Annotated in this window: 27 protein-coding genes; 12 read left to right on the top strand and 15 right to left on the bottom strand. The window is 57.4% G+C overall.

Going from position 1 to position 25332, the window contains the following annotated elements:
- Positions 1-12: 12 nt before the first annotated feature.
- Genes THINI_RS13070 through THINI_RS13095 form a run of 6 tightly spaced genes read right to left on the bottom strand, consistent with a single transcriptional unit; the run spans position 13 to position 5773 of the window.
- Complete coding sequence (locus THINI_RS13070; RefSeq protein ID WP_002709044.1) at positions 13-825, bottom strand: alpha/beta hydrolase; 813 nt, start codon at positions 823-825, stop codon at positions 13-15.
- Positions 825-1877: an SGNH/GDSL hydrolase family protein gene (locus THINI_RS23485; protein ID WP_002709045.1), complete on the bottom strand. Its 1053-nt coding sequence runs from the start codon at positions 1875-1877 to the stop codon at positions 825-827. The genes THINI_RS13070 and THINI_RS23485 overlap by 1 nt, the downstream gene beginning before the upstream one ends.
- Positions 1878-1886: 9 nt before the next feature.
- Positions 1887-3317: an MBOAT family O-acyltransferase gene (locus THINI_RS13080; RefSeq protein ID WP_002709046.1), complete on the bottom strand. Its 1431-nt coding sequence runs from the start codon at positions 3315-3317 to the stop codon at positions 1887-1889.
- Positions 3314-4210 carry a ribosome small subunit-dependent GTPase A gene (gene rsgA, locus THINI_RS13085; protein ID WP_002709047.1) on the bottom strand — a complete coding sequence of 299 codons (897 nt, stop codon included), beginning with the start codon at positions 4208-4210 and terminating at the stop codon, positions 3314-3316. Before rsgA ends, THINI_RS13080 begins: the two co-directional genes overlap by 4 nt.
- A gap of 40 nt (positions 4211-4250) precedes the next feature.
- Complete coding sequence (locus tag THINI_RS13090; RefSeq protein ID WP_002709048.1) at positions 4251-4517, bottom strand: hypothetical protein; 267 nt, start codon at positions 4515-4517, stop codon at positions 4251-4253.
- Between the two features lie 14 nt (positions 4518-4531).
- Positions 4532-5773 (bottom strand): M48 family metallopeptidase, encoded by a 1242-nt coding sequence (locus tag THINI_RS13095; RefSeq protein WP_002709049.1) that lies wholly within the window; start codon positions 5771-5773, stop codon positions 4532-4534.
- A gap of 51 nt (positions 5774-5824) precedes the next feature.
- Here THINI_RS13095 and orn point away from each other — a divergent pair, with 51 nt between their 5' ends.
- From orn to THINI_RS13115, 4 genes are all read left to right on the top strand, one after another.
- Positions 5825-6373 carry an oligoribonuclease gene (gene orn / locus THINI_RS13100; RefSeq protein ID WP_002709050.1) on the top strand — a complete coding sequence of 183 codons (549 nt, stop codon included), beginning with the start codon at positions 5825-5827 and terminating at the stop codon, positions 6371-6373.
- A 66-nt stretch (positions 6374-6439) separates the two neighbouring features.
- Positions 6440-7375 carry an AAA family ATPase gene (locus THINI_RS13105; protein WP_002709051.1) on the top strand — a complete coding sequence of 312 codons (936 nt, stop codon included), beginning with the start codon at positions 6440-6442 and terminating at the stop codon, positions 7373-7375.
- Positions 7368-8330: a DUF58 domain-containing protein gene (locus THINI_RS13110; RefSeq protein WP_154724414.1), complete on the top strand. Its 963-nt coding sequence runs from the start codon at positions 7368-7370 to the stop codon at positions 8328-8330. The genes THINI_RS13105 and THINI_RS13110 overlap by 8 nt, the downstream gene beginning before the upstream one ends.
- Positions 8323-10353, top strand: a complete 2031-nt coding sequence (locus tag THINI_RS13115) for a transglutaminase TgpA family protein (protein WP_002709053.1) — start codon at positions 8323-8325, stop codon at positions 10351-10353. Before THINI_RS13110 ends, THINI_RS13115 begins: the two co-directional genes overlap by 8 nt.
- Here the strand turns inward: THINI_RS13115 and THINI_RS13120 are convergent.
- The gene (locus tag THINI_RS13120) at positions 10346-11290 is read right to left on the bottom strand and encodes a DUF808 domain-containing protein (RefSeq protein WP_002709054.1); all 945 of its coding nucleotides are present in this window, start codon (positions 11288-11290) and stop codon (positions 10346-10348) included. The genes THINI_RS13115 and THINI_RS13120 overlap by 8 nt on opposite strands.
- 137 nt (positions 11291-11427) lie before the next feature.
- Between THINI_RS13120 and THINI_RS13125 the strand changes: the two genes are divergently transcribed.
- Complete coding sequence (locus THINI_RS13125; protein WP_002709055.1) at positions 11428-11703, top strand: hypothetical protein; 276 nt, start codon at positions 11428-11430, stop codon at positions 11701-11703.
- Here the strand turns inward: THINI_RS13125 and THINI_RS13130 are convergent, their stop codons facing one another.
- The 5 genes from THINI_RS13130 to THINI_RS25260 form a co-directional block, all read right to left on the bottom strand.
- A complete protein-coding gene (locus THINI_RS13130) occupies positions 11704-12342 on the bottom strand; it encodes a precorrin-8X methylmutase (RefSeq protein ID WP_002709056.1) in 639 nt (212 codons plus the stop codon).
- On the bottom strand, positions 12339-13166 hold the full coding sequence (locus tag THINI_RS23490) for a DUF3298 and DUF4163 domain-containing protein (protein WP_002709057.1): 828 nt from the start codon (positions 13164-13166) through the stop codon (positions 12339-12341). Before THINI_RS23490 ends, THINI_RS13130 begins: the two co-directional genes overlap by 4 nt.
- Before the next feature lie 9 nt (positions 13167-13175).
- Positions 13176-13640, bottom strand: coding sequence for a methyltransferase family protein (locus tag THINI_RS13140; RefSeq protein WP_002709058.1), 465 nt, complete (start codon positions 13638-13640; stop codon positions 13176-13178).
- Positions 13637-14272, bottom strand: coding sequence for a pyridoxamine 5'-phosphate oxidase (gene pdxH / locus THINI_RS13145; RefSeq protein WP_002709059.1), 636 nt, complete (start codon positions 14270-14272; stop codon positions 13637-13639). The genes THINI_RS13140 and pdxH overlap by 4 nt, the downstream gene beginning before the upstream one ends.
- A gap of 170 nt (positions 14273-14442) precedes the next feature.
- Positions 14443-14751: a hypothetical protein gene (locus THINI_RS25260; protein WP_154724415.1), complete on the bottom strand. Its 309-nt coding sequence runs from the start codon at positions 14749-14751 to the stop codon at positions 14443-14445.
- Positions 14752-14995: 244 nt separating this feature from the next.
- Here THINI_RS25260 and THINI_RS23495 point away from each other — a divergent pair, with 244 nt between their 5' ends.
- Together THINI_RS23495 and THINI_RS13155 are read left to right on the top strand one after the other, a co-directional pair.
- Positions 14996-17881: an SEFIR domain-containing protein gene (locus tag THINI_RS23495; protein ID WP_002709060.1), complete on the top strand. Its 2886-nt coding sequence runs from the start codon at positions 14996-14998 to the stop codon at positions 17879-17881.
- A 56-nt stretch (positions 17882-17937) separates the two neighbouring features.
- Positions 17938-18249: a PIN domain-containing protein gene (locus THINI_RS13155; RefSeq protein ID WP_002709061.1), complete on the top strand. Its 312-nt coding sequence runs from the start codon at positions 17938-17940 to the stop codon at positions 18247-18249.
- Here the strand turns inward: THINI_RS13155 and THINI_RS13160 are convergent.
- Positions 18217-20373, bottom strand: coding sequence for a RelA/SpoT family protein (locus THINI_RS13160; RefSeq protein WP_002709062.1), 2157 nt, complete (start codon positions 20371-20373; stop codon positions 18217-18219). The genes THINI_RS13155 and THINI_RS13160 overlap by 33 nt on opposite strands.
- Positions 20374-20410: 37 nt before the next feature.
- Positions 20411-21094 (bottom strand): HAD family hydrolase, encoded by a 684-nt coding sequence (locus THINI_RS13165; protein WP_002709063.1) that lies wholly within the window; start codon positions 21092-21094, stop codon positions 20411-20413.
- Positions 21095-21170: 76 nt separating this feature from the next.
- On the opposite strand from THINI_RS13165, the gene THINI_RS13170 reads away from it, so the two are divergent.
- A complete protein-coding gene (locus tag THINI_RS13170; protein WP_002709064.1) occupies positions 21171-21980 on the top strand; it encodes an esterase/lipase family protein in 810 nt (269 codons plus the stop codon).
- Positions 21981-22006: 26 nt separating this feature from the next.
- Here the strand turns inward: THINI_RS13170 and THINI_RS13175 are convergent, their stop codons facing one another.
- Positions 22007-22603 carry an SCO family protein gene (locus THINI_RS13175; RefSeq protein WP_002709065.1) on the bottom strand — a complete coding sequence of 199 codons (597 nt, stop codon included), beginning with the start codon at positions 22601-22603 and terminating at the stop codon, positions 22007-22009.
- Positions 22604-22729: 126 nt separating this feature from the next.
- Between THINI_RS13175 and THINI_RS13180 the strand changes: the two genes are divergently transcribed.
- Genes THINI_RS13180 through pyrR form a run of 4 tightly spaced genes read left to right on the top strand, consistent with a single transcriptional unit; the run spans position 22730 to position 25134 of the window.
- Positions 22730-23608, top strand: coding sequence for an energy transducer TonB (locus THINI_RS13180; protein ID WP_245536624.1), 879 nt, complete (start codon positions 22730-22732; stop codon positions 23606-23608).
- A 23-nt stretch (positions 23609-23631) separates the two neighbouring features.
- Positions 23632-24198, top strand: a complete 567-nt coding sequence (locus tag THINI_RS13185) for a YqgE/AlgH family protein (protein WP_002709067.1) — start codon at positions 23632-23634, stop codon at positions 24196-24198.
- Positions 24195-24644 (top strand): Holliday junction resolvase RuvX, encoded by a 450-nt coding sequence (gene ruvX, locus THINI_RS13190; protein ID WP_002709068.1) that lies wholly within the window; start codon positions 24195-24197, stop codon positions 24642-24644. Before THINI_RS13185 ends, ruvX begins: the two co-directional genes overlap by 4 nt.
- A complete protein-coding gene (pyrR, locus tag THINI_RS13195; RefSeq protein ID WP_002709069.1) occupies positions 24622-25134 on the top strand; it encodes a bifunctional pyr operon transcriptional regulator/uracil phosphoribosyltransferase PyrR in 513 nt (170 codons plus the stop codon). The genes ruvX and pyrR overlap by 23 nt, the downstream gene beginning before the upstream one ends.
- Positions 25135-25332 lie beyond the last annotated feature (198 nt).

Genomic DNA, 25332 nt, shown 5'->3' on the forward strand with positions numbered 1-25332 from the left:
TGCCCTTGCCCCCTACACCAGATTCAAATACCGCGCATGAAACCCGACATGCAGCGGCAATTCCGCCGTCCAGTATTTCCAGTCATGCTTTCCCGGCGCTTCCCGGTATTCATGCCCAATCCCCCGGTCGCGCAGCGCCTGATGCACGCCCCGGTTATCCGTCAGTGCCAGTGCGTCATCCAGCGACACCGTTAACAGCCAGGGAAGCTGTTCAACATCCGCCATGCCTTCCAACAGAAAACGTACCGAATGGCGTTCCCAGAGCGCCCGGTTGCTTGCCAGCTTGCCGAAAATCCGCTCCAGTTCCCAGCTATCAGGATGCGCCGTAATGTCCAGGATGCCACTCATGGAACTGGCTGAGCGGAACTGCCCCGGATTCCTCAGGTACAAGCCCAGCGCGCCCTGCCCACCCATCGACAAACCGGCAATGGCGCGCAGTTCAGGGTGCGCGGGCAGGTTTGCCTCAACCTCGGGGATCAGTTCATCAACCAAATAGGTTTCAATCTGGTTGGCGGGGTCAAACGGTGAGTCGGCATACCAGCCGAATGGGTCGCCATCGGGTAGGATGATGATCAGGCCGTATTGCCGCGCCAGTTCGCGCAGTTGCGCTTCCGCATGATCCATCCAGGCAGTATGCGAATCCCATGCCCCGTGCAGCAGGTATAACACCGGCAGCTTGTCCGGCAGGCGCTTGCCTTGTGGAATAAGGGCGAAATGGGCTGTTTGCTTGCCCCGCGCTGTGGAATACAGGCGTATTTCCCGGATCTCAACGGTCGCCGCTGGCGTAATCAACTCCCCATTGACGCAACAGATGTTGGTGGGCATTACAGTTCCGACCAACTAACGTAAGGTTTGGTGGCCGTGAGGAAATAACTGGTCATGATTTCGCCGCCTGCTTCAGTCAGGTGGATTTCATCCTTGGCCCTGACCCGGATTTTCTGCCCTTGGGCATTCTTGAGGAAGGAGGCATATTCGCCATCATCCGTTGCCAGCACCGACCAGGTGTCGAAATAGCGCGCCATCGGTTGCTGCGCGCAGGTGTCGGCAACCAGTTGGTTGATGGTTTCGATCTTGCCGCTGTACTTGCTCTGCCCCATGATCGGTAGCCCAACCCAGAAGGTGGTCACGCCGCGTTCCGCCGCGATTGACAGGAAATGGTTGACCCGTTCGCTGTAAATGGCATTCCAGCCCTGGTCGCCGACATGGTAACGCTTGCCCTGTTCCACGATGTCCTGCGGGTCATTTGCGCCCATGTTAACGATCAACAGATCCGGGCGGTGTTCGTCGAGTAACGCGGTCAAATGGCTGGGCCAGTCAAAGTAGTCGGGGCGGGTCAGGCCGGTGGAATACTTGCCTTCGCGGGTGACGGACAAACCCTCAAACCGGGTCAGGCGGCGTTGCAGGGCAATGCCGAAGCCTTCCAGCACCATGGAATCGCCGACGATCAACACTTTGGTTGGTTGTAGTGTTGATGGCTCTGTCGTTGCCGGGGCCGTGACTGCTGTAGCCTGGGGCGGTGGCACAACCTGAGCTGGGGGCTGAGGTGTCAGTGGGGGGCTGGGTTGTACGGTGGCAACATTGACTGATTCCGGGCGCGATTCCGCCACGATGGGCAAGTCGCGGGTAAACGCCAGCAGGCTGCTTTGCATGGCCAGTAACTGGCTGGAAAAACCGCGTGTATTCGAACTGAATACCAGTTGCTCAGGCTTGCTGCACCAGCCTTCCGCATCCGGCATCCACTCGATGCAATGGTCGCCGAACCAGACTGACAGCCGCTCAAGCTCGTTCAGGGCCAGCAACGCCAGCACCAGCATACACACGGCCACCACCCGCCTGGGCGTCAATTGTTTGCGGGAAACATCATCTCTCTTGCTCATGCCTCGCCTTTAAAACTGGAAATAGATGAATGGCAGCATCCCTTCCGGCCCCATGCGTAAAATAATAATACAAATGAGGGCGATAACCAGCACTTGCAGCAGCAAGGGCAAGCGGCGCTGGACATCCAGATAGGTTTTCTGCAACCACGGGCCGAAAAAGTTGAGCAGTAAGCCAACCGCAATGGCCGGAATCACCAGCAACCCGAAACCTTTACCCTGCTGATCCGTAAACACTGCGCGGAAGATTTCAAACGCCCGTTCCGTATCCGCCGCTTCAAAAAACACCCAGGTAAATGAAACAAAATGGAAGGTGAGCAGCCACAGGAACACTTTCATCAGCGGGTTCGGCTTGGCCTCAACCGCCCCCGGTTTGCGGAAATGGCGGCGCAGATCCTTGATGGCATGGGTAATCACCAACCCCAAGCCATGCAACATCCCCCACAGCAGGAAGCGCATGTGCGCCCCATGCCACAGACCACCCAGCGTCATGGTGATCATGATGTTGATGTACTTGGATAATGTCCCGTACTTATTGCCCCCCAGCGGTATGTAAAGGTAATCCCGCAGCCAGGTGGACAGCGAAATATGCCAGCGATGCCAGAATTCCTGCAAATCGGTAGCGATGTAGGGGCGGTTGAAATTGAGCGGAATCGTGTACCCCAGCAGCAGCGCCACCCCAATCGCCAGATCGGAATAGCCGGAAAAGTCACAAAAAATCTGCACCGAATAGCCGTAAATGGCCGCCAGCACACTGGCCGAAGAATAATCCCCCGGCACCTGGAAGACCTGCCGGACAATGTGTTCCGACAAATAACTCGCAATCACGATTTTCTTGAACAAGCCGGACAGGATCAGCGCGAACCCCAACTGGAAACTGCGCGTGCTGTACACCGGCCTGCTCAGTTGCGGCACGAACACATGCGCGCGCATGATCGGCCCAGACAATACCGTAGGGAAAAACGACACGAACAGCAGGATGTCCAGCGGGTTTTTGACCAGGCGTTCCCTGTCCCGATACACATCAATGGCGTAAGACATGCCCTGAAAGGTGAAAAAACTGATCCCTATCGGAAACAGCAAATCCATCAGCGGCAAGTGGGACACCAGGTCGCCATGCCACAGCAAGGGGAGGATGCTGGTCGCAAAAAACTCGGTGTATTTGAAAAACACCAGCGGTGCCAGGCTCAAAACAATCGCCGCAAACAGCAACAGTTTTTTGCGCACCATGCTGTTGCTTAGGGCGATCAGGTAGCCAGCCCCCCAGTTGACCAGCCCCACCAGCAGGATCAACGGCAGGAAACGGGCGTCAAAGCTGATATAGAAAACCGCGTTCGCTTCCAGCAGGAACAGTTTGTAGAACCCTGGCAAGCCACGGAAAAACCAGCTCAGGCTCAGCACCACCAAAAAGAAAACGGCGAATTCCACCGTGGTGAAAATCATGGCAGCAAACCCCGGTAACGGGCAAAGCGCCGGGCGGGAATGTCCCCACTACCAGCCGCCGCCTTGACGGCGCAACCCGGCTCATGGTTGTGGGTGCAGTTGTGGAAACGGCATTCCCCCAGGTAGGGGCGGAATTCTGGAAAACCGGCTTCCAGCGTAGCGAAATCCAACCCCGTCAGGCCGAAATCGCGCACCCCCGGCGAGTCGATCAGCACCCCCCCGTTAGGCAGGTGGTAAAGGGTGGCGGAGGTAGTGGTGTGGCGGCCTTCGCCGGTGTCGGCAATCGCGCCGATGCGGATGTCCGCCTGCGGCAACAACTGCGCGGCAATGGACGATTTGCCCACGCCGGATTGCCCCACCACGATGGCGGTGCGCTGGCCAATGGCAGTAAGGATGGCTTCCACCCCTTGCTGCTGGCGTGCCGAGATGTGCAGGAGCGGGTAACCGATGTGGGCGTATTCCGCCAGACAAGCTTCTGCTTCGGGTGTGGCGCAGGCATCGCGCCTATCGGCCTTGTTCATCACCAGCAGCACATCGGCAGCCAGCCGGTGGGCGGCAATCAGGTAACGGTCGAGCATTTCCCATACCGGGGCGGGTTGCCAACTGGTGACAACGATCAGCAGGTCGATGTTGGCGGCGATGGCGCGCGGTTTGCCACGGAAATCGGGGCGTTCCAGCACGTTTTTGCGTGGCAGCATGGCGGTGACGGCGGCGTTGCCTTGTGCCTGTTGTTCCCAGACAACATGGTCGCCACAGGCAATGTGTTCAAACTTGCGGCGGGCAGTGCAGCGCAAGACCTCGCCCTGGTCTGTTTCAACCAGTACTTCAGCGCCAAACCGGGTGATGACCTGCCCGTTGCCGGAGGAGGGGGTAAAAGGGGTGTTTTCCGTCATATGTCCCTATTGTGACGGAAAACAGCCGCTTGTACACGCCTTACTGGAAGTTGTTGTAGTACTTCTGGGCGATATAACCCACGATGTCCTGGATTTGATCCTCGTACCAGTAAATGTGGTTGTCGCGGTCGCAACCACGCACTTTCTGATCCAGTTGCGCGTGGTTGGCAATCCCCGACGTGGCGGGGTCAGTCAGCTCGGGTGTGTTGCACGCCGAATTGTTGAACTGTGTGATCGAATCCGGGTCATTTGCCAGTGCTGGCTGCATCAGCAGTAGCCCGGCGCAAAGCATGAGGACTGGTTTCATTTCACTACTCTTCTTCAGGTTTGTTGTTGTAAATGCGCAATCCGTATCATGGCTGGCGGATGCGAATCGTAGAATGCCGAGTACAACGGATCAGGTGTCAGCGTACTCGCATTCTCCTTATAAAGACCCACCAGGGCGGCAATCAGTTCCGTGCTGCTGGACTGTTGCGCCGCGAACTCATCCGCTTCGAACTCATGCTTGCGCGACCACCAGGCCATGATCGGGCCGATGAAAAACGTAAACGCCGGGCTGACCAGCACGAACAACAACAAGGCCATGTAGGTGGAAGCCTGGCTGACACCCAATGCAGTATAGAACCATTCCTGGCGCATCAGCCACGCCAGGATGAAGAAACCCGCCAGCGTCATGGCCATCGACAATGCCATGCCCTTGACGATGTGCTTGCGTTTGAAATGCCCCAGTTCATGCGCCAGCACCGCTTCCACCTGCGCGGGGGTCAGGTGCTTGAGCAAGGTATCGAAAAACACGATGCGCTTGTTCTTGCCGAAGCCGGTGAAGTAGGCGTTGCCATGGGCGGAGCGGCGCGAACCATCCATCACGAACACGCCCTTACTGTTGAAACCGGTGCGTGCCAGCAGGGCGTTGATGCGCTCGGCCACTTCACCTTCTTCCAGCGGGCTGAACTTGTTGAACAGCGGGGCGATGAATTTGGGGTAAGCCCAGGTCATCAGCAGGGAAAACGCCGTCAGCGCCGCCCAAGCGTACAGCCACCACAGGCTGCCCGCTGATTCCATCAGCCACAGGATCAACATCACCAGCGGCACGCCGATCACCAGCGCCAGTGCCGCACCTTTCAGCATGTCGACGACAAAGGTGGCGGCAGTCATTTTGTTGAAACCGAAGCGTTCTTCCAGCACAAAAGTGCGGTACAGCGACATTGGCAAGTCCAGCAGGCTGCCGACCAGCATCATGCTGATGATGACAGCAGTGCCGGTGTACAGCCCGTTCCAACCGAGGCTGCGCCACTGGTTGTCGAGCCACTCCAGCCCACCGCCCAGCGTCCACGCCAGCAGGATGAATACGCCCACCAGCAGGTCAATGCGCCCCAACCCGCCCTTGGCGAGGGTGTAATCGGCGGCTTTCTGGTGTTCCGCCAGCGAAATCTTGCCCGCAAAGGCATCGGGGACGCCTCCACGGTGCTGGCTCACGTGCTGTTTCTGCCGCAGCGACAGGTAAACTTGCACCAGCGTTGCTGCCAGCAGGAAAGCCAGAAAGAGGTAGGTGAATGTTTGCATGGTGTTTCTGTTATAGTCCTGATTCCCTAAAGTACCCACAAGTGTAACCGAATGAGCATTAATCAGGAAAATTTGATCTGGATCGATCTGGAAATGACCGGGTTGGACGCCTTCAATGATGTCATTATCGAAATTGCCACCATCGTTACCGACAAGCATTTGCATATCCTGGCGGAAGGGCCGGTGATTGCCATCCACCAGCCAGCAGCAACCCTGGCGAAAATGGACGACTGGAACCAGAAACAGCACGGCGGTTCCGGGCTGGTCAAGCGGGTGCAGGAAAGTACCTGGACGGAGGCACAGGCGGAACAGGCCACGCTGGAATTCCTCAAACAATACGTCCCGGCGGGCGCATCACCGATGTGCGGCAACACCATCTGTCAGGATCGGCGTTTCCTCGCCCGCCATATGCCGACACTGGAAAAGTTCTTCCACTACCGCCACCTGGATGTCAGCACCCTGAAAGAGCTGGCCAACCGCTGGCGGCCTGGCCTGGCGGACGGGTTCAAGAAGGAATCCCGGCATCTGGCGCTGAACGACATCCAGGATTCCATCGACGAGCTGAAATATTACCGGCAGCATTTCATCCGGCTGGAGTAGGCAAGCGGCCTGCCTTTGTGTACAGTCATCCCCAAACCCCAATCATAAAAATGACGGACATCAGGCATGACAACCGCAGCCCCCCAACTGATCCAGGCGACGCTGGCGCAGTTGAACAAAGTCATCCACGGCAAGGAACAGCAGGTCAAGTTGGCGCTCACCTGTTTGCTGGCTAACGGCCACCTGCTGCTGGAAGATCTGCCCGGCATGGGCAAAACCACCCTCGCGCACGCCCTCGCCCAGGTTTGTGGGCTGGAATACAAGCGTGTCCAGTTCACCAGCGACCTATTGCCCGCCGACCTGATTGGCGCGGCAGTGTTTGAGCCGCAGGCTGGCAAATTCCGTTTCCACCCCGGCCCGGTGTTCAGCCAGGTGTTTCTGGCCGATGAACTCAACCGCGCCACCCCCAAGGCGCAAAGCGCGCTGCTGGAGGCGATGGAAGAGCGCCAGGTCAGCGTGGATGGCGTTACCCATACCCTGCCCGCGCCGTTTTTCGTCATCGCCACCCAGAACCCGCACAGCCAGTCCGGCACTTTCCCGCTGCCGGAATCGCAGCTTGACCGCTTCCTGTTGCGCATTTCTCTGGGCTACCCCGACCCGGCGGCGGAGCGCAGCCTGTTACAGGGGCGTAACGGACGGGCGCTGCTGGCCAGTTTGCAACAAGTGTTGAACGAAGGTCGCCTGAAGGGTCTGCAATCACTGGTTCCACAAGTCAAAATGAGCGACACGCTGCTGGATTACGTACAGCGCCTGATCGCCTATACCCGCCAAACCGATGTCTGCCATCTGGGGCTGTCGCCGCGCGGCGCACTGGCCCTGGTGAAAAGCGCGCAAGCCTGGGCCTTGCTGCAAGGGCGTGGGCATGTGCTGCCGGAAGACGTGCAGGCGGTATTCGTTGCCGTCGCCGGGCATCGCATTATCGGCAGGCAGGAAACCCAGGGCGAACAGCTCGCCCGGCACATCCTCGCCAAGGTGGATGTGGTCGGCAATGGTCATGGTTGACACCTGGCGGATGCAACTGGACGGCTGGTTGCGGCAACGCCTAGCCTCCACGCACGAAACCACCCTCAACCAGCGGCGGGTCTTCATCGTCCCCAGCAAAACCGCGCTGGCGCTGCTGGCCATGATTGCCCTGCTGTTCCTGTTAGGCGTCAATTTCCAGAATTCGCTAGTGTACGGCATCTGCTTCTGGCTGCTGGCCTTGCTGCTGTTGAACATCTTTTACACCTGGCGCAACCTGGCTGGCCTGACCCTGACCGCAATTGGGGTGGAACCCTGTTTCGCCGGGGAAAAGGCGGTGCTGGAAGTGGCGCTGAGCCGCCCCGGCCAGCAGCCGCGTTTCGCCATCGAACTCGACTGGCCGGGGCAAGATCATACGCAAACCAATCTGGTAACAACCCAAACCCAGCGGGTGAAACTGTCGCACGACGCAGGGGAACGCGGGCGCTTCCGTCCACCGCGCCTGCGGGTATCGACCCGCTACCCGACCGGGCTGGCGGTGGCGTGGTCGTATGTGTACCCGGCGGTGCAGGGGCTGGTTTACCCCAAACCGGTGGACAAGGCTTTCGACCCCAACGGCAACCAGCAGGGCGCGGCCACCGAGGATGGGGTGGAAATTCCCGGTGGCAGCAGCGATTTCAGCGGCGTGCGCGGCTACCAGCAGGGTGATGCCCCCAAGCGTATCCATTGGAAAAAGTTTGCCCAAACCGGTGAGTTGTATACCAAGACCTTCGTCGATTACGCCAGTCATGATTTGTGGCTGGACTGGGATGGCCTGCCAATGCCGGGGGTAGAAATCCGCCTATCACACCTGTGCCGCAGGGTGCTGGATTTTCATCAGGAACAGCGCCAGTTCGGCCTGAAACTGCCGGGTGTCGTGATCGAACCGGGTAAGGGCGAGGCGCACAAGGCGCGTTGCTTGCAGGCGCTGGCGCTATTCGGGGTGGCGGATGGGTAGCAAGGGGGAAGGGGGCAATAACTTCATCACCTACACCGGTATGATCTGGCTGCTGGCGGCACAACTGGCGGTGATGCTGCCCTTCATGTTCGACCTGCCCATCTGGCTGGTGCCGGTGCTGCTGTTCACGGCGGGCTGGCGCTTGCGGGTGCTGGCGGGCTTGTCCAGCCAGCCGGGGAATGTCACCAAGGTGGCGCTGGTCGGCTTGGGGCTGGGCGGTTTGCTGCTGAGTGGGCTGAAATTCCCTTCGCTGGATGCGATGGCTGCGTTGCTGCTGCTGGGGTTTGCGTTCAAGTCGCTGGAAGTGTTGCAACGGCGCGATGCGATTGTGGTGATTTTCATCGGTTATTTTCTGGTGGCGCTGCAATTCTTGTATACGCAGTCGATGCTGGCGGCTTTGTACGGCTTTCTGTCGATGGTGGTGTTGACCGGGGCGCTGGTCGGGGCGCAGCAGTCGGTGGTGGAGTTTTCCACCGGACAGAATGTGCGTTTCAACCTGAGGCTGGCGCTGTTCATGCTGCTGCAATGCCTGCCGCTGATGGTGGTGATTTTCGTGTTTGCGCCGCGTTTGCCGCCACTATGGTCCTTGCCGTTGAGCACCGGCCAAGCCAAGACCGGCATCACCGACCACATGGCTCCCGGCGACATCGAGAAGCTGGGCAAGTCGGATGAGCTGGCGTTCCGCGTCACCTTCAAGGGGCAACGCCCGGCGCAGCACGAACTGTACTGGCGCGGGTTGGTGCTGAACCATTTCGACGGCCGTGAGTGGCGGCAGTTTGAGCAGGATTATGACCTGCCGGCATTGCGGGGCGCGCTGCACACCAGTTACCGCTGGCGTCCCGGCAATGTGCAGGCGCAGGGTGAAGCCATTGCCTATGAAGCCATCTACGAAAAGACCGGGCAGCCGTGGCTGTTCACGCTGACGCCTGCCATGCAGGTGGAGGGCGAGGTCATGCAGGGCGCGGATTACCGGGTGATGGCGCGTCAGGAATTACAAGCGCCTTTCCTGCTGAAAGCGGTCAGTTACCCGCAGGCGCTGCGCGATGTGCAACTCGACCCGTATTTGCGGCGTCTGGCCTTGCTGCTGCCTGCCAGTGGCGACGCGCGCAGCCGCGATCTGGCCAGACGCCTGTGGCAGGAAACCGGCAATCCGCAAGCCTATCTGGCCAAGGTGCTGGAACGCTTCCATACCCGTGGTTACGAATACACCCTGAACCCGCCTACCCTGGGCGATAGCGACACCATTGACGGCTTCCTGTTTGATTCGCAGCGCGGGTTTTGCGCCCATTACGCGGGCAGTTTCGTGTTCCTGATGCGGGCAGTGGGGATTCCGGCGCGGGTGGTGGTCGGCTATCAGGGCGGCGAATGGAATGAGGCTGGCCAATACCTGGCTGTCCACCAGTATGACGCCCACGCCTGGGCGGAAGTGTGGCTGCCGGAAACCGGCTGGCAGCGGGTCGACCCCACCACCGTGGTTGCCCCCAGCCGTGCCGAACAGGGGCTGGAAGCGGCAGTGCAAGCGGAAGGCAGCTTCTTGGCGGATTCACCGTTTTCCACCCGCAAGATTGCCTGGCTCAACGGCGTGCGCCAGCAACTGGATGCGGTGCAATACGGTTGGCGGCGCTGGGTACTGGGCTACGACCAGGAGGAACAAGCCGCGCTGTTGAAATCCATGCTGGGTAGCCTGTCGGTGGTCAAGGTGGCACTACTGGCAGGTAGCCTGTTCTCGGCGATTGCCATTAGCTGGCTGGTACTGCTGGGTATGGCACGGAGGCGGCCACGCGAAGCACTGGAACACCGGCTTTACCGGCAGTTTTGCGCTGCGCTGGCCAAGCGCGGGGTGCAGCGGAGTCCAGGCGATGCGCCGGGTGTTTTTGCCGACGAAGCTGCGGCTGCCTTGCCCCGGCTGGCGGACAGCATCCGCGAGTTTACACAGGTCTATGAAGGGATTTGTTATGCGCCGGATGCCACTGCGCGCGCTTCCACCCGGCAGCTTAAGGCGCTGTTACGCAAGCTCAGCTAGTCTGGCGGAATTTGCCAACCAATGCCGTAACCGGCGTAACCACGGCCAGCACGATAGCCCCCGCCAGCACACCGAACAGCCCGTTCAGCACTACCGGGCTGATGGCCGCCAGTGCGCCTCCGACCCAGCCCACCTGATGCAGGAACAGTTCCGCACCATGAAAAAAGTCATGCGAATGCGGGATGCCGTGCAACAGGATGCCACCACCTACCAGGAACATCGCCGCCGTGCCTACCACCGACAAGGCTTTCATCAACCACGGCGCAAACACCAGCAGGCCACGCCCCAGCGCTTGTTTGAAGGCAGAAGCCTTATCCCTGATCAGGTAAAAACCCATGTCATCCAGTTTGACAATGGCTGCCACCAGCCCATACACCCCTAGCGTCATGACAAAGGCAATACCGGAAACCACAGCCACCTGCATGGCGAACGGGGCATCTTTCACTGTGCCCAAAGCAATCACAATGATTTCGGCTGACAGGATAAAATCGGTGCGGATCGCGCCTTTGATCTTGTCTTTCTCGAACGCAACCATATCCACTTCCGGGTCGCTGGCGGCCTCGATAAGCTTGTCGTGTTCGGCATGGTCTTCCGCCGCGCTATGCAGGAAAGCATGTGCCAGTTTTTCAAAGCCTTCAAAGCACAGGTAAGCGCCGCCAAGCATCAGCAGCGGGGTGATGAGCCATGGCGCAAACGCGCTCATCAGCAGGGCAACCGGCACCAGGATAAGCTTGTTGAGCAGGGAGCCTTTGGTGACAGCCCAAACAACCGGCAGTTCGCGTTCCGCCCGCACGCCGGATACCTGTTCGGCATTCAGCGCCAGATCGTCGCCCAGCACGCCCGCAGTCTTTTTGGCTGCCACTTTGGTCATGAGGGAAATGTCATCAAGGACAGTGGTAATGTCGTCGAGTAAGGCTAACAGACTGCCAGTGGCCATGCGGAAGCTCCTGATTGGAATTGGATTTTATGCCGGGCGTATGCTACACGCATCCTCAAAGCCGGTCTATTGCCCGGTGTACGCCTGGGCAGGATGGGGTTTATAATGCGCATCACCCCTTTCCGGTGGAGGAATGCATGAACGAAAAAACCATCATCCTGGTCACGTTTACCAGTATTGTGCTGGCGGCTTGTACTGCTGGTATCACCACGGCAGGCGGGCAAGCCAAACCGGCGGGTAGTGCCGCTGCGGGCAGCCTGTCATGGATTTCCCCAAAACCCTCGGGTAAAAGCGAAGGGGGTGATGCCAAAATCTGCACCCTGGACGCCAAACAATGCCCGGATGGCAGTTTTGTCAGCCGCAACCCAGCCAACAACTGCGCTTTCAACCCCTGCCCTGGCGAACCGAAATAATCAGATGTAAATGCCCTGTTGCATCATCAGCAGGGCATTCATGGCAACCGCCGCCAGCACGCCACCGCCGTGCGTGCCGCCGACTACGATGCATTCCAGGCCAAGTTCCTCACGCAGATCCCACAGCATCTGTTTGGCGGGTTCGGCATTGACAAAGCCGCGCGCCGCGCCAATCACCAGGGCTGGCGGGGGAGCGCCTTCCTTGAGGATTTCCAGCAACCGGAACAGGGACGTGGCGGATTGCCCGATCAGCACGATACTGCCTGCCAAATAGGGTCTCCAACAATCCACCGCCGTCATCGCGCGGGTCTGCTTGCTGGTTTTGGCAAGGGAAATAACGGACGCCTTGCCAAGGAAGCTCAACGGTTCCTGATACAGCAAGCTGCCGTCCAGCGCATGTTTGACCAGCTCGATGTCGTACAGCAGGTTGTTGCGCTTCTTGATGGCCTTGCGGGCAGCGCTGATGGCATTTTCAGAAAAGCGCACATGGTTGGCCAGTTCCGGGTCGCCGTAGGCACGCACCATCTGGATGACGATCTGCTGCTGGTCGAGGGTGAAACCGTCCAGCGGTGCGAGTTCACGGATTCTGTCGTAATTCTGCTGGCGGATGCGTTCCGGGTCGCGCAGGTAATTGATCATCGGGCAACCGGCGCCAGCAGGCTGCCAGCGGGGATCAGGCTGTCGATGTCGTTGTAGCGGATGGTGAATTCCGTCGGCCCCATCGCATACGGCGCGACTTCGTAAGGATTAAACACGAATGCCAGCCCATTGCCCATGACCCCGAAATTGGTGTTGACCTTGAACAGGTTGTTGGCAAACCAGAATCCGGCCTCTTCCAAACTGGCATCCGATGGCAGGTTGCGTGCCTTGCGGAAAGCGCGTTCGCCAGCCTCGTTCAAGGCTTCCTCATAACCCGCTGCCAGCAGATCTTTCAGCGTCAGTTGCTTGCCGCTGTCCAGATCCAGTACAAAATAACGCTGCCCGCTGAACGGGTGCGCGCCGCCAGTGTAACCGGATTCGCTGTAATTCAATGTGGCGAGGTGGTCGGCGGCAAAGCTGACCTCAACATGGCGTTCCATTTCCCATAAACCCATCGCTTCGGGCACAGCGTTGTAGTCGTTGACGAACATGGTGGCAAGTTCATCCAGGGTGGCGGGCTGTTTGCCGTCAGGGTCGCTGTATTCCAGCAATTGCGACTGGATGAACTGGTTAAGCACAGTCACTGCTGCCGGGTTGCCCGCTTCCAACACCTTGGGATAAGTGACGCGCAGGCTGGCGCAGCGGATGTTTTCCGAGGTGACATCCGCGCTCTCCGTCGGGCATTTGGGGCCGCCCGCACGCTGGAATTCCACCCTTTCCACTTTCAGCGGGCCGGAAATGCCGCCCCCCAGGTTCGGGAGTTCCAGTTTGCAACCGGCCAACAACAGCAGACCGGCCACGTATACCATTATCCTTGCCAACATGATGATTCCTTACCAAAACCAGCGGGGAACCCGCGCCTTGTATTCACGATACGCATCGCCAAACGTTTGTTCCAGAATTTTTTCCTCGGGGAGAATTTGTTGCACGTTCAGTACCCGCACGAACAGCGGCAACAGAAGGAACGGGCTGAAACTGCCGAGGTAAATGCCCCAACCGGTGAGGATAACCAGCATCCCCGCGTACATCGGGTTGCGGGTTCGGCGGTAGGGGCCGGTGGTCACCAATGCCTTGGTGCGTTCCGGGTGCATGGGGTTGAAGGTGGTGTGGGCGCGGAAAAACAGTTCCAGCGACCAGAAATCCGTCAACAGGGCGAGGCCGACCAGCACTGGCCCGGCCATGTTCCAGGGCGATGGAATCAGGTGCAATAACGGTAACCACTTATGCAACAGCCACATCAGGCCCAGGAAGGCCAGCAGGTAAACCGGCGGTGGAATTTTGAGTTGCAGCGCATTCATGGCGACAACCTGCCGATTTCCCAGCCATCCGCCGCGCGTCTGTATTCAAAACGGTCATGCAGGCGGTTGGGGCGGCCTTGCCAGAATTCGATGCTGTCGGGAACCACGCGGTAGCCACCCCAGAAATCGGGCAAGGGAATCTCGCCCGCGCTGAACTTGCGTTTCATTTCATCCAGCTTCAGTTCCAGCAGTTTGCGCGAGGTGATGATGGAACTTTGCGCCGATACCCATGCGCCCAACTGGCTGCCGCGCGGGCGGGTGGCGAAGTAGCGCAGCGATTCCAGGGTGGGGATTTTTTCTGCCCGCCCGGTGATTTCCACCTGCCGCTCCAGTTCCTTCCAGAACAGCAGCAGGGCGACTTGGGGGTTTTCGGTGATCTGTTGCGCTTTCTGGCTGTGGTAGTTGGTGTAGAAAACAAAACCGTTGGCGTCGAAGGATTTCAGCAGCACCGTGCGCAGGGTGGGTTTACCTGCCGCGGAAGCGGTTGCCACCTGCATGGCGGTAGGCTCCAGCACCTCGGCCTCGATGGCCTGTTGCAGCCACAGGCTGAACTGCTGGTAGGGGTTGGGGTTGAGGGTGTCGCGGTGCAAACCGGCCTGGGTGTATTCACGGCGTAAAGAGGCTATATCCATTGTTTGGCTCCAGAACGTCAGGCTGGATTTTACCCCAAAATAAAAAAGCCAGACCCAAAAAATAACGGGTCTGGCCAAAAAGACACAAAGGAAGGGCTAAGACCTTTGTGTCAAAGTGGAGTCCACGATGGACTCCAGGGGCTAACAAATAGGGTTTATAGCATAATCTGTTATTGTAGTGAGTAATATTGCTCGATAAATTTTTCTTGTTGTTGTGTTTGCGGGGAAACTGTTCCGGAAACGCCTAACATTGAAGTGGGTAAAGTCATTGCCTCCAATATTCCCGCCATGGATGGACGGTAAGGCATGGCCGCTGTCATGAACGGGCTTTGGGAAGGTGGCGGCACGGGCATTCCATAAGCACCGTAAGCACGCTCCTGCCACATACCATATAGCGGTGATTTCTGCATGGTTGAGCAGCCGGACAATAGGGTCGCAGCCAGAGCAAACCATAAAACGCGATTTGTTATTGTTTTCATGGCGTTGTTTCAGTGTTTGGGTTCGTGATGGAGGCTATGATGACAAAAGCTAGGGTATATTTGTAGTATTTATGGGATAAGCGGATAGGCTAGGGGATGGAGTGCCACAAAAGGCCGACAAAGCCTGTTAATGCACGAAAGTGATGGGTAGCAAGCGCTTTCTTTTGCAGTGCATTCGGACAAGCTGGCCGATAAACGGTATTATCTGGCAAGCCTGGTTTCCACCTGAATCTTCCGATTGCCAATGCCCAAGGTTTTCATCAGCTATAGCCATGATTCCGACGAACACCGCGATTTCGTGCGCGGCATCGCCGATCGCCTGCGTAACGAAGGTGTGGATTGTCTGATCGACCAGTACATCAACGGCTTTCCTCCCGAAGGCTGGCAACGCTGGATGGAAAACCAGATCGAAGCGTCCGATTTTGTCCTGCTGGTCTGTACGGAAACCTATTTGCGCCGCTATCGTGGGCAGGAAACGCATGGTGGCAAAGGCGTCAATTTTGAAGGCGTGGTGATTTCTCAGCATCTGTATGACACCTACTATCAAAACGCCAAGTTCATCCCGATCATTCCTGAGCAGGGCAATTACGATCATGTGCCTGTGCCGCTCAAGTCGTATTCCACCTACCGTTTGCCGGATGAATATGATGACGTTTACCGGGTGTTGACCGGGCAAGCAAAATACGAGCAGCCGGAACTTGGGGAAGTACGGCAGTTGGCTGGCAAGGACAAGGTTTTCATCGATCGGCTGCCTACCGTTTCCGGCGGCTTCTTCGGACGCAGGGAAGAACTCCAATTGCTGGACGATGCGCTGGAAGACACCCTCACCCCCCAGCCCCCTCTCCCGCAGAGCGGGCGAGGGGGAGGAAGAACTAGCATCATCCAGTTCATCGCCGCAGGCGGCACCGGCAAGACCAAACTCCTGCGCCACTGGCTGAACCAGCACGACACCGACATCCCCAACCGCATCGTCTGGTCGTTCTATTCGCAGGGTTCTGCCGAAGACAAACAGGTGTCCGCCAGCCCGTTTTTTTCGGATGCCTTCAAGGCGCTACGGGCAGACAAAACCGAATTCAGTTCGGAGGAGGAAAAAGGTGACTACCTCGCCGAACTGCTGATCCGCCACCGCTGCCTGCTGGTGCTGGATGGTCTGGAGCCGCTGCAACACGTCGGCAAGGGCATGGACGGGCGGCTCAAGGATCGCGCCATCACCCGCCTGCTGCAAAAGCTGGCCGCGCAACACACCAGCCTGTGTATCATTACCACCCGCATCCGCGTGCATGACATCAGCGACCGCCCGCATGTGCGCAGCGTGGAACTGGATAACCTGCAACCTGCCGATGGCGTAGCTCTGTTGCAATCGCTGGGCGTTAAGGGCACGGCAGCGGAACTGGACAAGGCCGTGCGCGAATACGGCTGCCACGCGCTGGCGCTGCATCTGCTGGGCAACGCGCTCACCACCTATCTGGACGGCGACATCCACAAGCGCGACACGCTGGATGAACTGTTGGACGAATACGCTGACAGCGGGCGGCACGCCTTCAAGGTCATGCAGGCGTACCAGCAATGGCTGCAAGGCACGCCGGAACTGCAACTGCTGTACCTGCTGGGGCTGTTCGGCCACCCCATCGAAACCGAAGTGCTGGAAGTACTGTGGGAAGCGCAAATTCCCGGACTCACCACCGACATTCCGCGCAAGGCATGGCTGAACGCCATCCGCAACCTGCGCGAAAAGCACCGCCTGTTATCCACCCACGAAGGCCGCGATGACCTGCTCGACTGTCACCCGCTGATCCGCGAATACTTCGGCGGGCAACTGCAAGCACAGCAGCCGGAAGGTTGGCGGCTGGCGCATGAGCGCTTGTATGAGTACTACAAAACGCTGCCGGAAAAAGAGCTTCCCGGCACACTGGAAGAAATGAAACCATTGTTCAGCTCAGTAGTACATGGATGTGCTGCTGGGTTGCATCAGCAGGTGTTAGATGAGGTTTATTGGCCTAGAATTCAGAGGAAGAGTTATTTCAATGTCCGAAAACTAGCAGCGTTTAACGATGATCTTGCCGTTACGGCACATTTTTTCAATACTACATGGACGACACCGTCAGAAAACATAACTCAGGAAGATAAGGCAAAATTGCTAAATCAGTCAGGGTTTTGTTTGAGAGCTGTAGGCAGATTATCTGAAGCAGCTGAGGTATTGCAAAAAGGACTTGAGTTTGCAACACAGCAAAAATACTGGGATGAAGTGATAAACGGAGGAAACAACCTGAGTGAATTACAATTAGTTATTGGAAATATTGATGCGGCAATAGAGCTGGCAGAAATGTCAAAAAAATACACTCAAAAGATAGATAATAAATATCAAAGAGTTAAGGTTGTAATGACTTTGGCAGATGCTTTTTTACAAAAAGGCGAAAGAAAAAGAGCACTCGATATAGTCCATCGTTTTTTGACAAAAGATAATGGAGAAGGTGATCCGCTAGTAACCCATCACCCCAAAAACAACTTTCGATGCACTCAAATTTTACTCGCGCAAAATGAAATCTTCCAAAGCATCTTACTAGCCCAAAATGCACTTAAAGTTACCAGGAAAAAGAAATTTTTATTGGATAGTGCAAGATGCAGGCTGTCTCTTGGGCAGGCATATTTACAGCAAGATGATTATCAAAAAGCGGATGACTGGTTAAACCAAGCCACTATTATTTTACGTAAAGCACAAATGCGGGAGTATTTACCAACTGGACTGCTTGCCCGCGCAGCCCTGTACCGTCAAACCTATAACTTTACTCCTGCCCGGCAGGATTTGCAGGAAGTATTCGACATCGCCGAACCCAGCGGGATGCGGCTGCATTTGACGGATTATCATCTGGAGATGGCGAGGCTGCTGCTGGCGGAGCAAGAAACCCCTCCTAACCTCCCCTTATCAGGGGAGGAACAAGACGCATCTGCCACCACTGTGCAAGAACACCCCTCCCCTGATAAGGGGAGGACGGGAGGGGTTTCTTCAGCCGAACTGTCATTTACTGATCATGTGAATGCAGCGGCGAAGCTGATCGAAGAAACCGGCTACCACCGCCGCGACAAGGAGCTGGCGGAGTTGCAAAAGCACATTTCATCCACAATGACTTGAATCCAGTTTAAACACATTCCAATATACACATATTACGTGTACACGGAGGCTGTGCCATGAACATCACCCTTTCCGTTGACGACAAGCCGGTCAACGATGCCCGCAAGATCGCATCCGACATGGGCAAAAACCTGAATCAGATCATCCGCGAGTATCTGGAAAATCTGACCCGCCAGCAAAAAGCCGAAGCTGATGCAGCCACCCGCAAACTCTCTGTGCCAGTGGAAACCGCCCGCCGCAAGATCGAACTGCTTAGCTCTCGCACGGATGTATTCAGCATTGCACCGGAAGACATTGTGCAAGCGATTGATATACACCGCCTGCACAGTTTGAAATCACCCCTTACGCTGCGCATCCAGCACCGATGAAAGCTGCAACAGCTTTTCCAGCACATCCCCCAGCTGCTCCACATCACGGATTTCCAACGTAAAATCCATCACCGCAAAACACGGGTCATGGGTTTCGCGGGTATGCAGGCTGTGGATATTGACCTTTTCTTTGTCCAGCAGATTGGTGATGTCGCGCAGCACCCCGGTCTTGTTGTAGGTGGAAACCGTAATATCGGCAACATAAGCGGCGGAATGGGTTCCCCAGTCCACTTCCTCGATGATGCGTTCCGGGCGTTCGCGGCGCAGGTTGGCCAGGTCGGGGCAATCAGCGCGGTGAACAATCACCCCGCGCCCCTGCGACAGGTAGCCGATGATGGGGTCACCGTTGACCGGGTGGCAGCAGGTCGCTATCTGGGTATAAAGTTTTTGAACCCCACGCACTTCCACGTCGTGGCTGGCCGCTTCCGGTGCGCGGGTGGTGCGCAGCTTGAATTCCGGCTCGTGTGAACGCAGCAGGAAGTTGCGGATCTGGGCGGGTGAAATCTCGTTCCTGCCCACCGCGATCAGCAGGTCACGCTCGCTGTTGCGGTTGAACTGGCGCGCCAGTTCAGCGTAATCCAGCTTGCGGAGGTTGAGCAGGTGGCGTTCCTTTTCCAGTAGGTGTTCGCCATCCTTGACGTTTTGTTCGTAGTTTTGCTGGCTGAACCATTGCTTCACCTTCTGCCGGGTGCTGCCGGATTTGATGAAACCCAGTTCCGGGTTAAGCCAGTCCTGGCGCGGGCGCTCTTCCCTGCCGACGATGATGTCCACCTGTTCGCCGTTGCTCAGCACATGGTTGAGTGGCACGATGCTGCCGTTGACCTTGGCTCCCCGGCAGCGGTGGCCGACACTGGTATGGACGTGGTAGGCGAAATCCACCGGGGTGGAGCCTTTCGGCATGTCGATGATCCTGCCCTTGGGGGTGATCACGAACACCCGGTCGCTGAACACTTCAGTGCGGAAATCCTCCATCAGTTCGCTGTCACTGTCGTTGGCGTCCAGCAGGCGGCGCATGGAGTTGATGGCCTCGTTCATCGCCCGGTCTTGCTTGCCGCCCTCCTTGTAATGCCAGTGGGCGGCTACCCCGAGTTCGGCAAAACGGTGCATCTCACGGGTGCGGATCTGGATTTCCACATACTTGCCTTCCGGCCCTATCACCACGGTGTGGATGGACTGGTAGCCATTGGCTTTTTTGTTGCCGATGTAATCGTCGTATTCCTCGGGGATGTGCCACCATTTTTCGTGGGCGACATCCAGCGCGTGGTAACAGGTGGCAGTGTCCTCGACGATTACCCGCACCGCCCGCAAATCGTACAGCTCCTCAATGCCGACGTGTTTGCGGCAGAGCTTTTTCCAGATGCTGTACAGGTGTTTGGGGCGGCCATACACCTCGGCGTTGATGTTGTTCCTGGCCAGCAAATCCCTGAGGATGTGGATGAAATCGGCAATGTACTGTTCACGCTCGATGCGCTTGCCCGCCAGTGACTTGGCGATGGTTTTGTAGGTATCGGGGTGCAGGAAGCGGAACGACAGGTCTTCCAGTTCCCACTTGACCTGGCTGATGCCGAGCCGGTTGGCCAGCGGCGCGTACAAATCCATGGTTTGGCGCGCCACGCAGCGGTGCAGTTCGGAAACGTCCGTGCGCGCCAGCAGGCGCAGGTATTGCAGGTTCCACGCCAGTTTCAGCAACACGGCGCGGATGTCCTTAATCATGGCCATCAGCATCCGGCGCAACTGCTCACCCTGTTCCTGGCGGGAAATGCTGGGGTCTGTGGTTTCCACGCAATCACGGAAACGTTGCAGGTTGCGGATGTCTTCGCACAAGCGCCGCACCGGCTGGCCGTAATACTGCTCAATGTCGTCCAGGCTCAGGGTGCCGTAAAAACGCCGGTCGCACAGCAAGGCGGCAAACAAGGTGGTCTGGTCAACATCCAGGTGGCGCAGGATTTCCGCCACGTCCAGGCTGCAAGGCTGCAAGGGGTCTTCCGGGGGCGGCAACTGCATGATGCTGCCAATGATCTGCCCAAGCAGGTAGTAGTCCCGCTCACTGTCAGAAACCCAGAAACGGTCGATCCATGCCTGGCGCGTCCGGGATTCCGTATTGGTGGTATTGCTGTGTCGCATGTCGGCAAGGCTTCCTCTTTGCCCTAATCGTTATTATTTATAGCGTTGTAATGGCGGCTTCCAGTTGGGCAAGATCGTCAATGATGGCATCCGGCTCTTGCCCTCCTGGCCATTCCATGCGCCCGGGATTGAACCAGACAGTACGCCATCCGGCGTCTGCTGCCCCCTGTATATCCCTGACCGGGTCATCGCCCACGTAAACCGCTTGCTCGGGCAGGATGTTTACCTTCGCCAGCGCTTGCCGGAAAATTTCCGGGTGCGGCTTGGCGACCCCCGCTTCGGCGGCGCTGTGGGCAAACTGGAACAAATGCCCAACCCCGATATGGTGGACGCTGGCGTTGCCGTTGCTGATGACCCCCAGCTGGTAACGCCCTGCTAATGATTGTAGCACGTTCAGCGCGCCGTCAAAAAAACTGACCTCATTGCGCGCCAGCCAGAAAACCTCAAACCCCGCCTCCACCAGCGTGGGGGGGTATTGGTGCTCATCCGCCAGTTCCGCCAGCCAGTCTTTTCGCAAACGGGTAAGATTATAGTGTAATTCAGGGTATTGCTGCATGTAGTTAATGCGTTTCCGGATAAGTTCTGCGGGTGTGTGCCGTTCCGTGATGCGCGGGTAATGGTTTTCCAGCCAGGCATAGAAACGCTGTTCGGCACGCTCGATCACCGGCTTGCAAGCCCACAGGGTGTCGTCAAGGTCAAAAGCAATACAACGTATGGTCATGATGAAACTCAATATTTGCAGTAGAATGCTATATTAGCATTTGCTAAAATAGCCTAAATACAAAACGGAGGTTTACATGAAAATCCGTCACCTGATCATGCTGGCCATTGGCCTGCTGGTATTCCCCGTTTCGCTGTGGGCTAAAACTGCGGTCTTGATCCACGGTTTTCAAGGCGGGGGCATCCTGTGGCGTACAGAGGGCGTGACCCCTGTATTGCAACAAAACGGCTGGGTGGATGGCGGCAATTTCATCCCCTCCCCGCAAGGCCCATACAACCCGGCTAATCCGAGTGGCAGGCCGGAACGGATATTTTATACCCTGGAACTGCCCTCACGCGCGCCCGTCATGGTGCAGGCCAGACTGCTGGACGCTTACCTGCAACGCATTTACGCCCTGCGTCAGGAACCGCTGACCCTGGTGGGGCATTCGGCGGGCGGGTTGGTGGCGCGTGGCTGGCTGGTCAGTTCCAGCAGCGTTCCGGTCAACACGCTGGTCACGATTGCCACCCCCAATGTCGGCACACCGGCGGCGGATATGGCCTGTCTGGCCAATGATACGCCGATGGCAATGTTCGCAGGCATGTTTATGGGGCTGGCCAAGTGGACTGACGATGCCGAAGACCTGTACGAGGACATGCGCACGGAAAAGCCGGGGCGTTTCCTTTACTGGCTGAACCACCAGCCACATCCGGCCATCCGCTATGTGTCGATTGTACGCAAGCAGCAGATGCGCCCGGACAAATACGATTTTGTGGTACCTGATTCCAGCCAGAACATGAACAACGTGTTTGCCCTGCGCGGGCAATCGGAATACTGGGAGGTGGAAGGCTCCCATTTCCTCGGCATTCCTGATGGCTACGCGCTGGCGATGGCTTTGTCGAAGTAAGGTTTGAACCAAGATTCAGACACGCTTTATAACCAGCGCCGGATCGCCGCCGCCAGTTCTGCTGGTGGAACCGCGTGTTGCACCTGCTCACGCACTTGGCCTTCCCGGTCGATCACGTAAAGGATGGCGGAATGGTCAATGGTGTAAGCCATGGCGGAACCGGGCACTTCCACCTTGCGGTAGAAAGCGCCGTAGCGGCGGGTAATTTTCTGTAATTCCGGTTGCGTGCCGCTCAGCCCCGTCATGTTGGGGTGGAAATAATTCACGTAACGCTGGATGTGTTCCAGCGTGTCACGTTCTGGGTCAACCGAGACAAACAAGCCTTGCACCTGCTGGACTTCCGCCGGCGCCAACTGCGCCAGCGCCGCTTTCAGGGTGGCCATGGAGGTGGGGCAAATGTCCGGGCAGGCAGTGTAGCCAAAATAAAGCACCACCACCTTGCCACGAAAATCCGCCAAGCTTGCCGGCCCGTTGACGGATTGCAGGGTGAAATCCCCCCCGGCAGGCAGGGGCAATACAGCCTGATTGGCGGGTTGCCCAGGGTTGATCAAGTCACTGGCCAGCCAGGCCGCGCCAACGCCCAATGTTGCTGCCAACAGCACTCCCGCAGTTTGTTTCCACATAAGCCTCTACTCAATGGGTCATTAATGGTGTTAAGATAACTTTGTTGACAGGGGTATCGCCTTGAAAAATAGCAAGCAGGATAATATTAAAATCAACGTCCTGCCGTTAGAATAAACTATCAGCGTATGACAACCATGCATGTATTGCCCATGAACCTGGCGGATGAGCCATTAGCCAAAACCTTTCCGGTTGCAGCCTTGTTGCACCTGTTGCTGATTTTTGGCATCGGCTTCATGCCGCAAACTGACCCTTCCCGCTATCTTGCGCCGGTGCTGGACATTACCCTCGTCCAGACCCATGCTGAGGAGACGCCTGATGTGGTGGATTTCATTGCCCAGGCCAACCAGCAGGCCAGCGGCAGCAGCGACGAAAAAAACCGCCCGCAAAGCCCACTGGCCTCGCTGTTGCCGATCGAAACCAGCGGGGAATCGCCAGTGCAGTCGGAAGCCACCTCGCCGGATACACCACTCAAGCTGAACCCTCAAGTCCTCACCACCAAGGGCGAAACCTTCAAGCATGTCGACAAGACGCCCGAGCAGCAGGATGAAGAGGATGTGCCGGTAGCCGAAGAGCGCACCGACGCCACCGAGGAAATCGCCCAGCTGCTGGCGGAAATGGATGAGGACGAAGCCCGTTACGCCCGCCGCCCGCGCATCCACTTCATTGACGCCGTGAGCGCCAAAAGTGCGGTGGAAGCCGAATACATCGACGCCTGGGTGAAAAAAATCGAGCGCATCGGCAACATCAATTTCCCTGAGGAAGCCATTGCCCGCAACCTCAGCGGCAAGCTGATCCTCAACACCACGCTGGATCACAGCGGCCATGTCGTAGATGCGCAAATTAGTCTATCATCAGGTTATGGCGTGCTGGACAAGGCAGCGCTGCGCATTGTCAAACTCGCAGGGCCTTACCCCGCGCTGCCGGAGGAGATCCGCCGCAAGTGGGATCAACTGAACATTACCCGCACCTGGATTTTCCACAGCGGAACCCTCAACACCCAATAGCCTGAGTACAAGCTGGTAACGCCGTGACCCAAGACATCCTCAACCTGCGCAACCATCTGCTGATCGCCATGCCCAGCATGGGCGACCCGAACTTCGACCATACCGTCAGCTTGGTCTGCCAGCATGACGAGTTTGGCGCGTTTGGCGTCACCATTAACCGCCCGCTGGATATGACCGTGGGCGAGCTGTTTGAGCAACTCGACATCATTGTCGACAACCCGCATGTGGCCGGGCAGGCAGCGTTGAGTGGCGGGCCGGTGCAGGCTGAGCAGGGTTTCGTGCTGCACGACGGTGGGCGTAACTGGGATAGTACCCTGCGCATTAGCGACGATCTGGCACTGACCTCCTCACGCGACATCCTGCAAGACATCGCGGATGGCAATGGGCCGCGCCATTTCCTGCTGGTACTGGGCTGCGCGGGCTGGAGCCCTGGCCAGCTGGAACATGAGATCAAGGAAAACACTTGGCTGACCTGCCCCTCTGTCACGCCGATCCTGTTCGACATGCCTTACGCCGAGCGTTGGCGGGGCGCTGCCATGACCCTCGGCATTGATGTCAACCTGCTGGGAATTGCAGCAGGCCACGCATGAGTAGCCTGACTGTTTTAGGGTTCGACTACGGCAAGGCGCGTATTGGCGTTGCGGTCATCAACACGCTGGCTGGCGTGGCCACCCCGCAGTCAACTATACAGGCACGCGATGGAACGCCGGATTGGGATGCCATCAGCCGCTGTCTTCAAGAGTGGAAACCCGCTCGTCTGGTGGTGGGGATGCCGCGCAAACTGGATGGTTCCGACAGCGCCATGCAGGAACCCATTGAACGCTTTATCCGCCAACTGCAAGGCCGTTACAACCTGCCGGTGGATGTGGTCAACGAACAACTTTCATCCCGCGAAGCCGAACAACGCCTCAAATTGGCACGGCAAGCGGGCCGCAAGCGCAAGATAAGCAAACAAGAGATCGACCAGATGGCCGCCGCCATCATTCTCGAAAGCTGGATGCAGGAATATGCCCATGGACAACAAGAACTACTATAATGTCAACGACTTGATCAGCCAACTTGAGCAGCAAACTCGCCAATGGATGCAGGACAAGGGCATTACCGAGCCGGTTATGGTCGGTATCCATACCTCTGGCGTGTGGATCGCGCAGGAGCTGCACAAACGCCTGCAACTGCCGGAGCCATTGGGCGAATTAAACGCCACTTTTTACCGTGATGATTTTGACCAGGTTGGCTTGCACCACCAAAACAAACCCTCCCATCTGCCGTTTGACATCAGGGGGCGTCATGTCCTGCTGGTAGATGATGTCATCTATACGGGGCGCACCATACGTGGTGCCATGAACGAACTGTTCGACTTTGGCCGCCCGGCTAGCATTACCTTGCTGGTGCTGATTGCACGTGGTGGGCGTGAGCTGCCTATTGAACCGCAAGTAGCTGTCCTGCACGAAGAGCCCGGCCCTGGGTTCCGCTATGAGCTTTCCGGCCCTGAACTCCTCACCCTGACACTGATGGCGCAGGCATAGCGGCCATACCTGATGCTGTTCAGGGAAGGCATTCAAATGGTGCTTTTCCCTTATCATCTATGGGGCTTTCGCCTTTTTATGGTGCACTGTCGTCTATCGTCAGGTTTGGCACGTCTATTGCTACAACTAATCCGACTCTAACCGGGCTTTCGCCAGCCCGTTTAGCCCGTTTAGTACGTTTTATCAATTGTTAGCGAA

This window comes from Thiothrix nivea DSM 5205 (assembly GCF_000260135.1).
GTDB lineage: Bacteria > Pseudomonadota > Gammaproteobacteria > Thiotrichales > Thiotrichaceae > Thiothrix > Thiothrix nivea.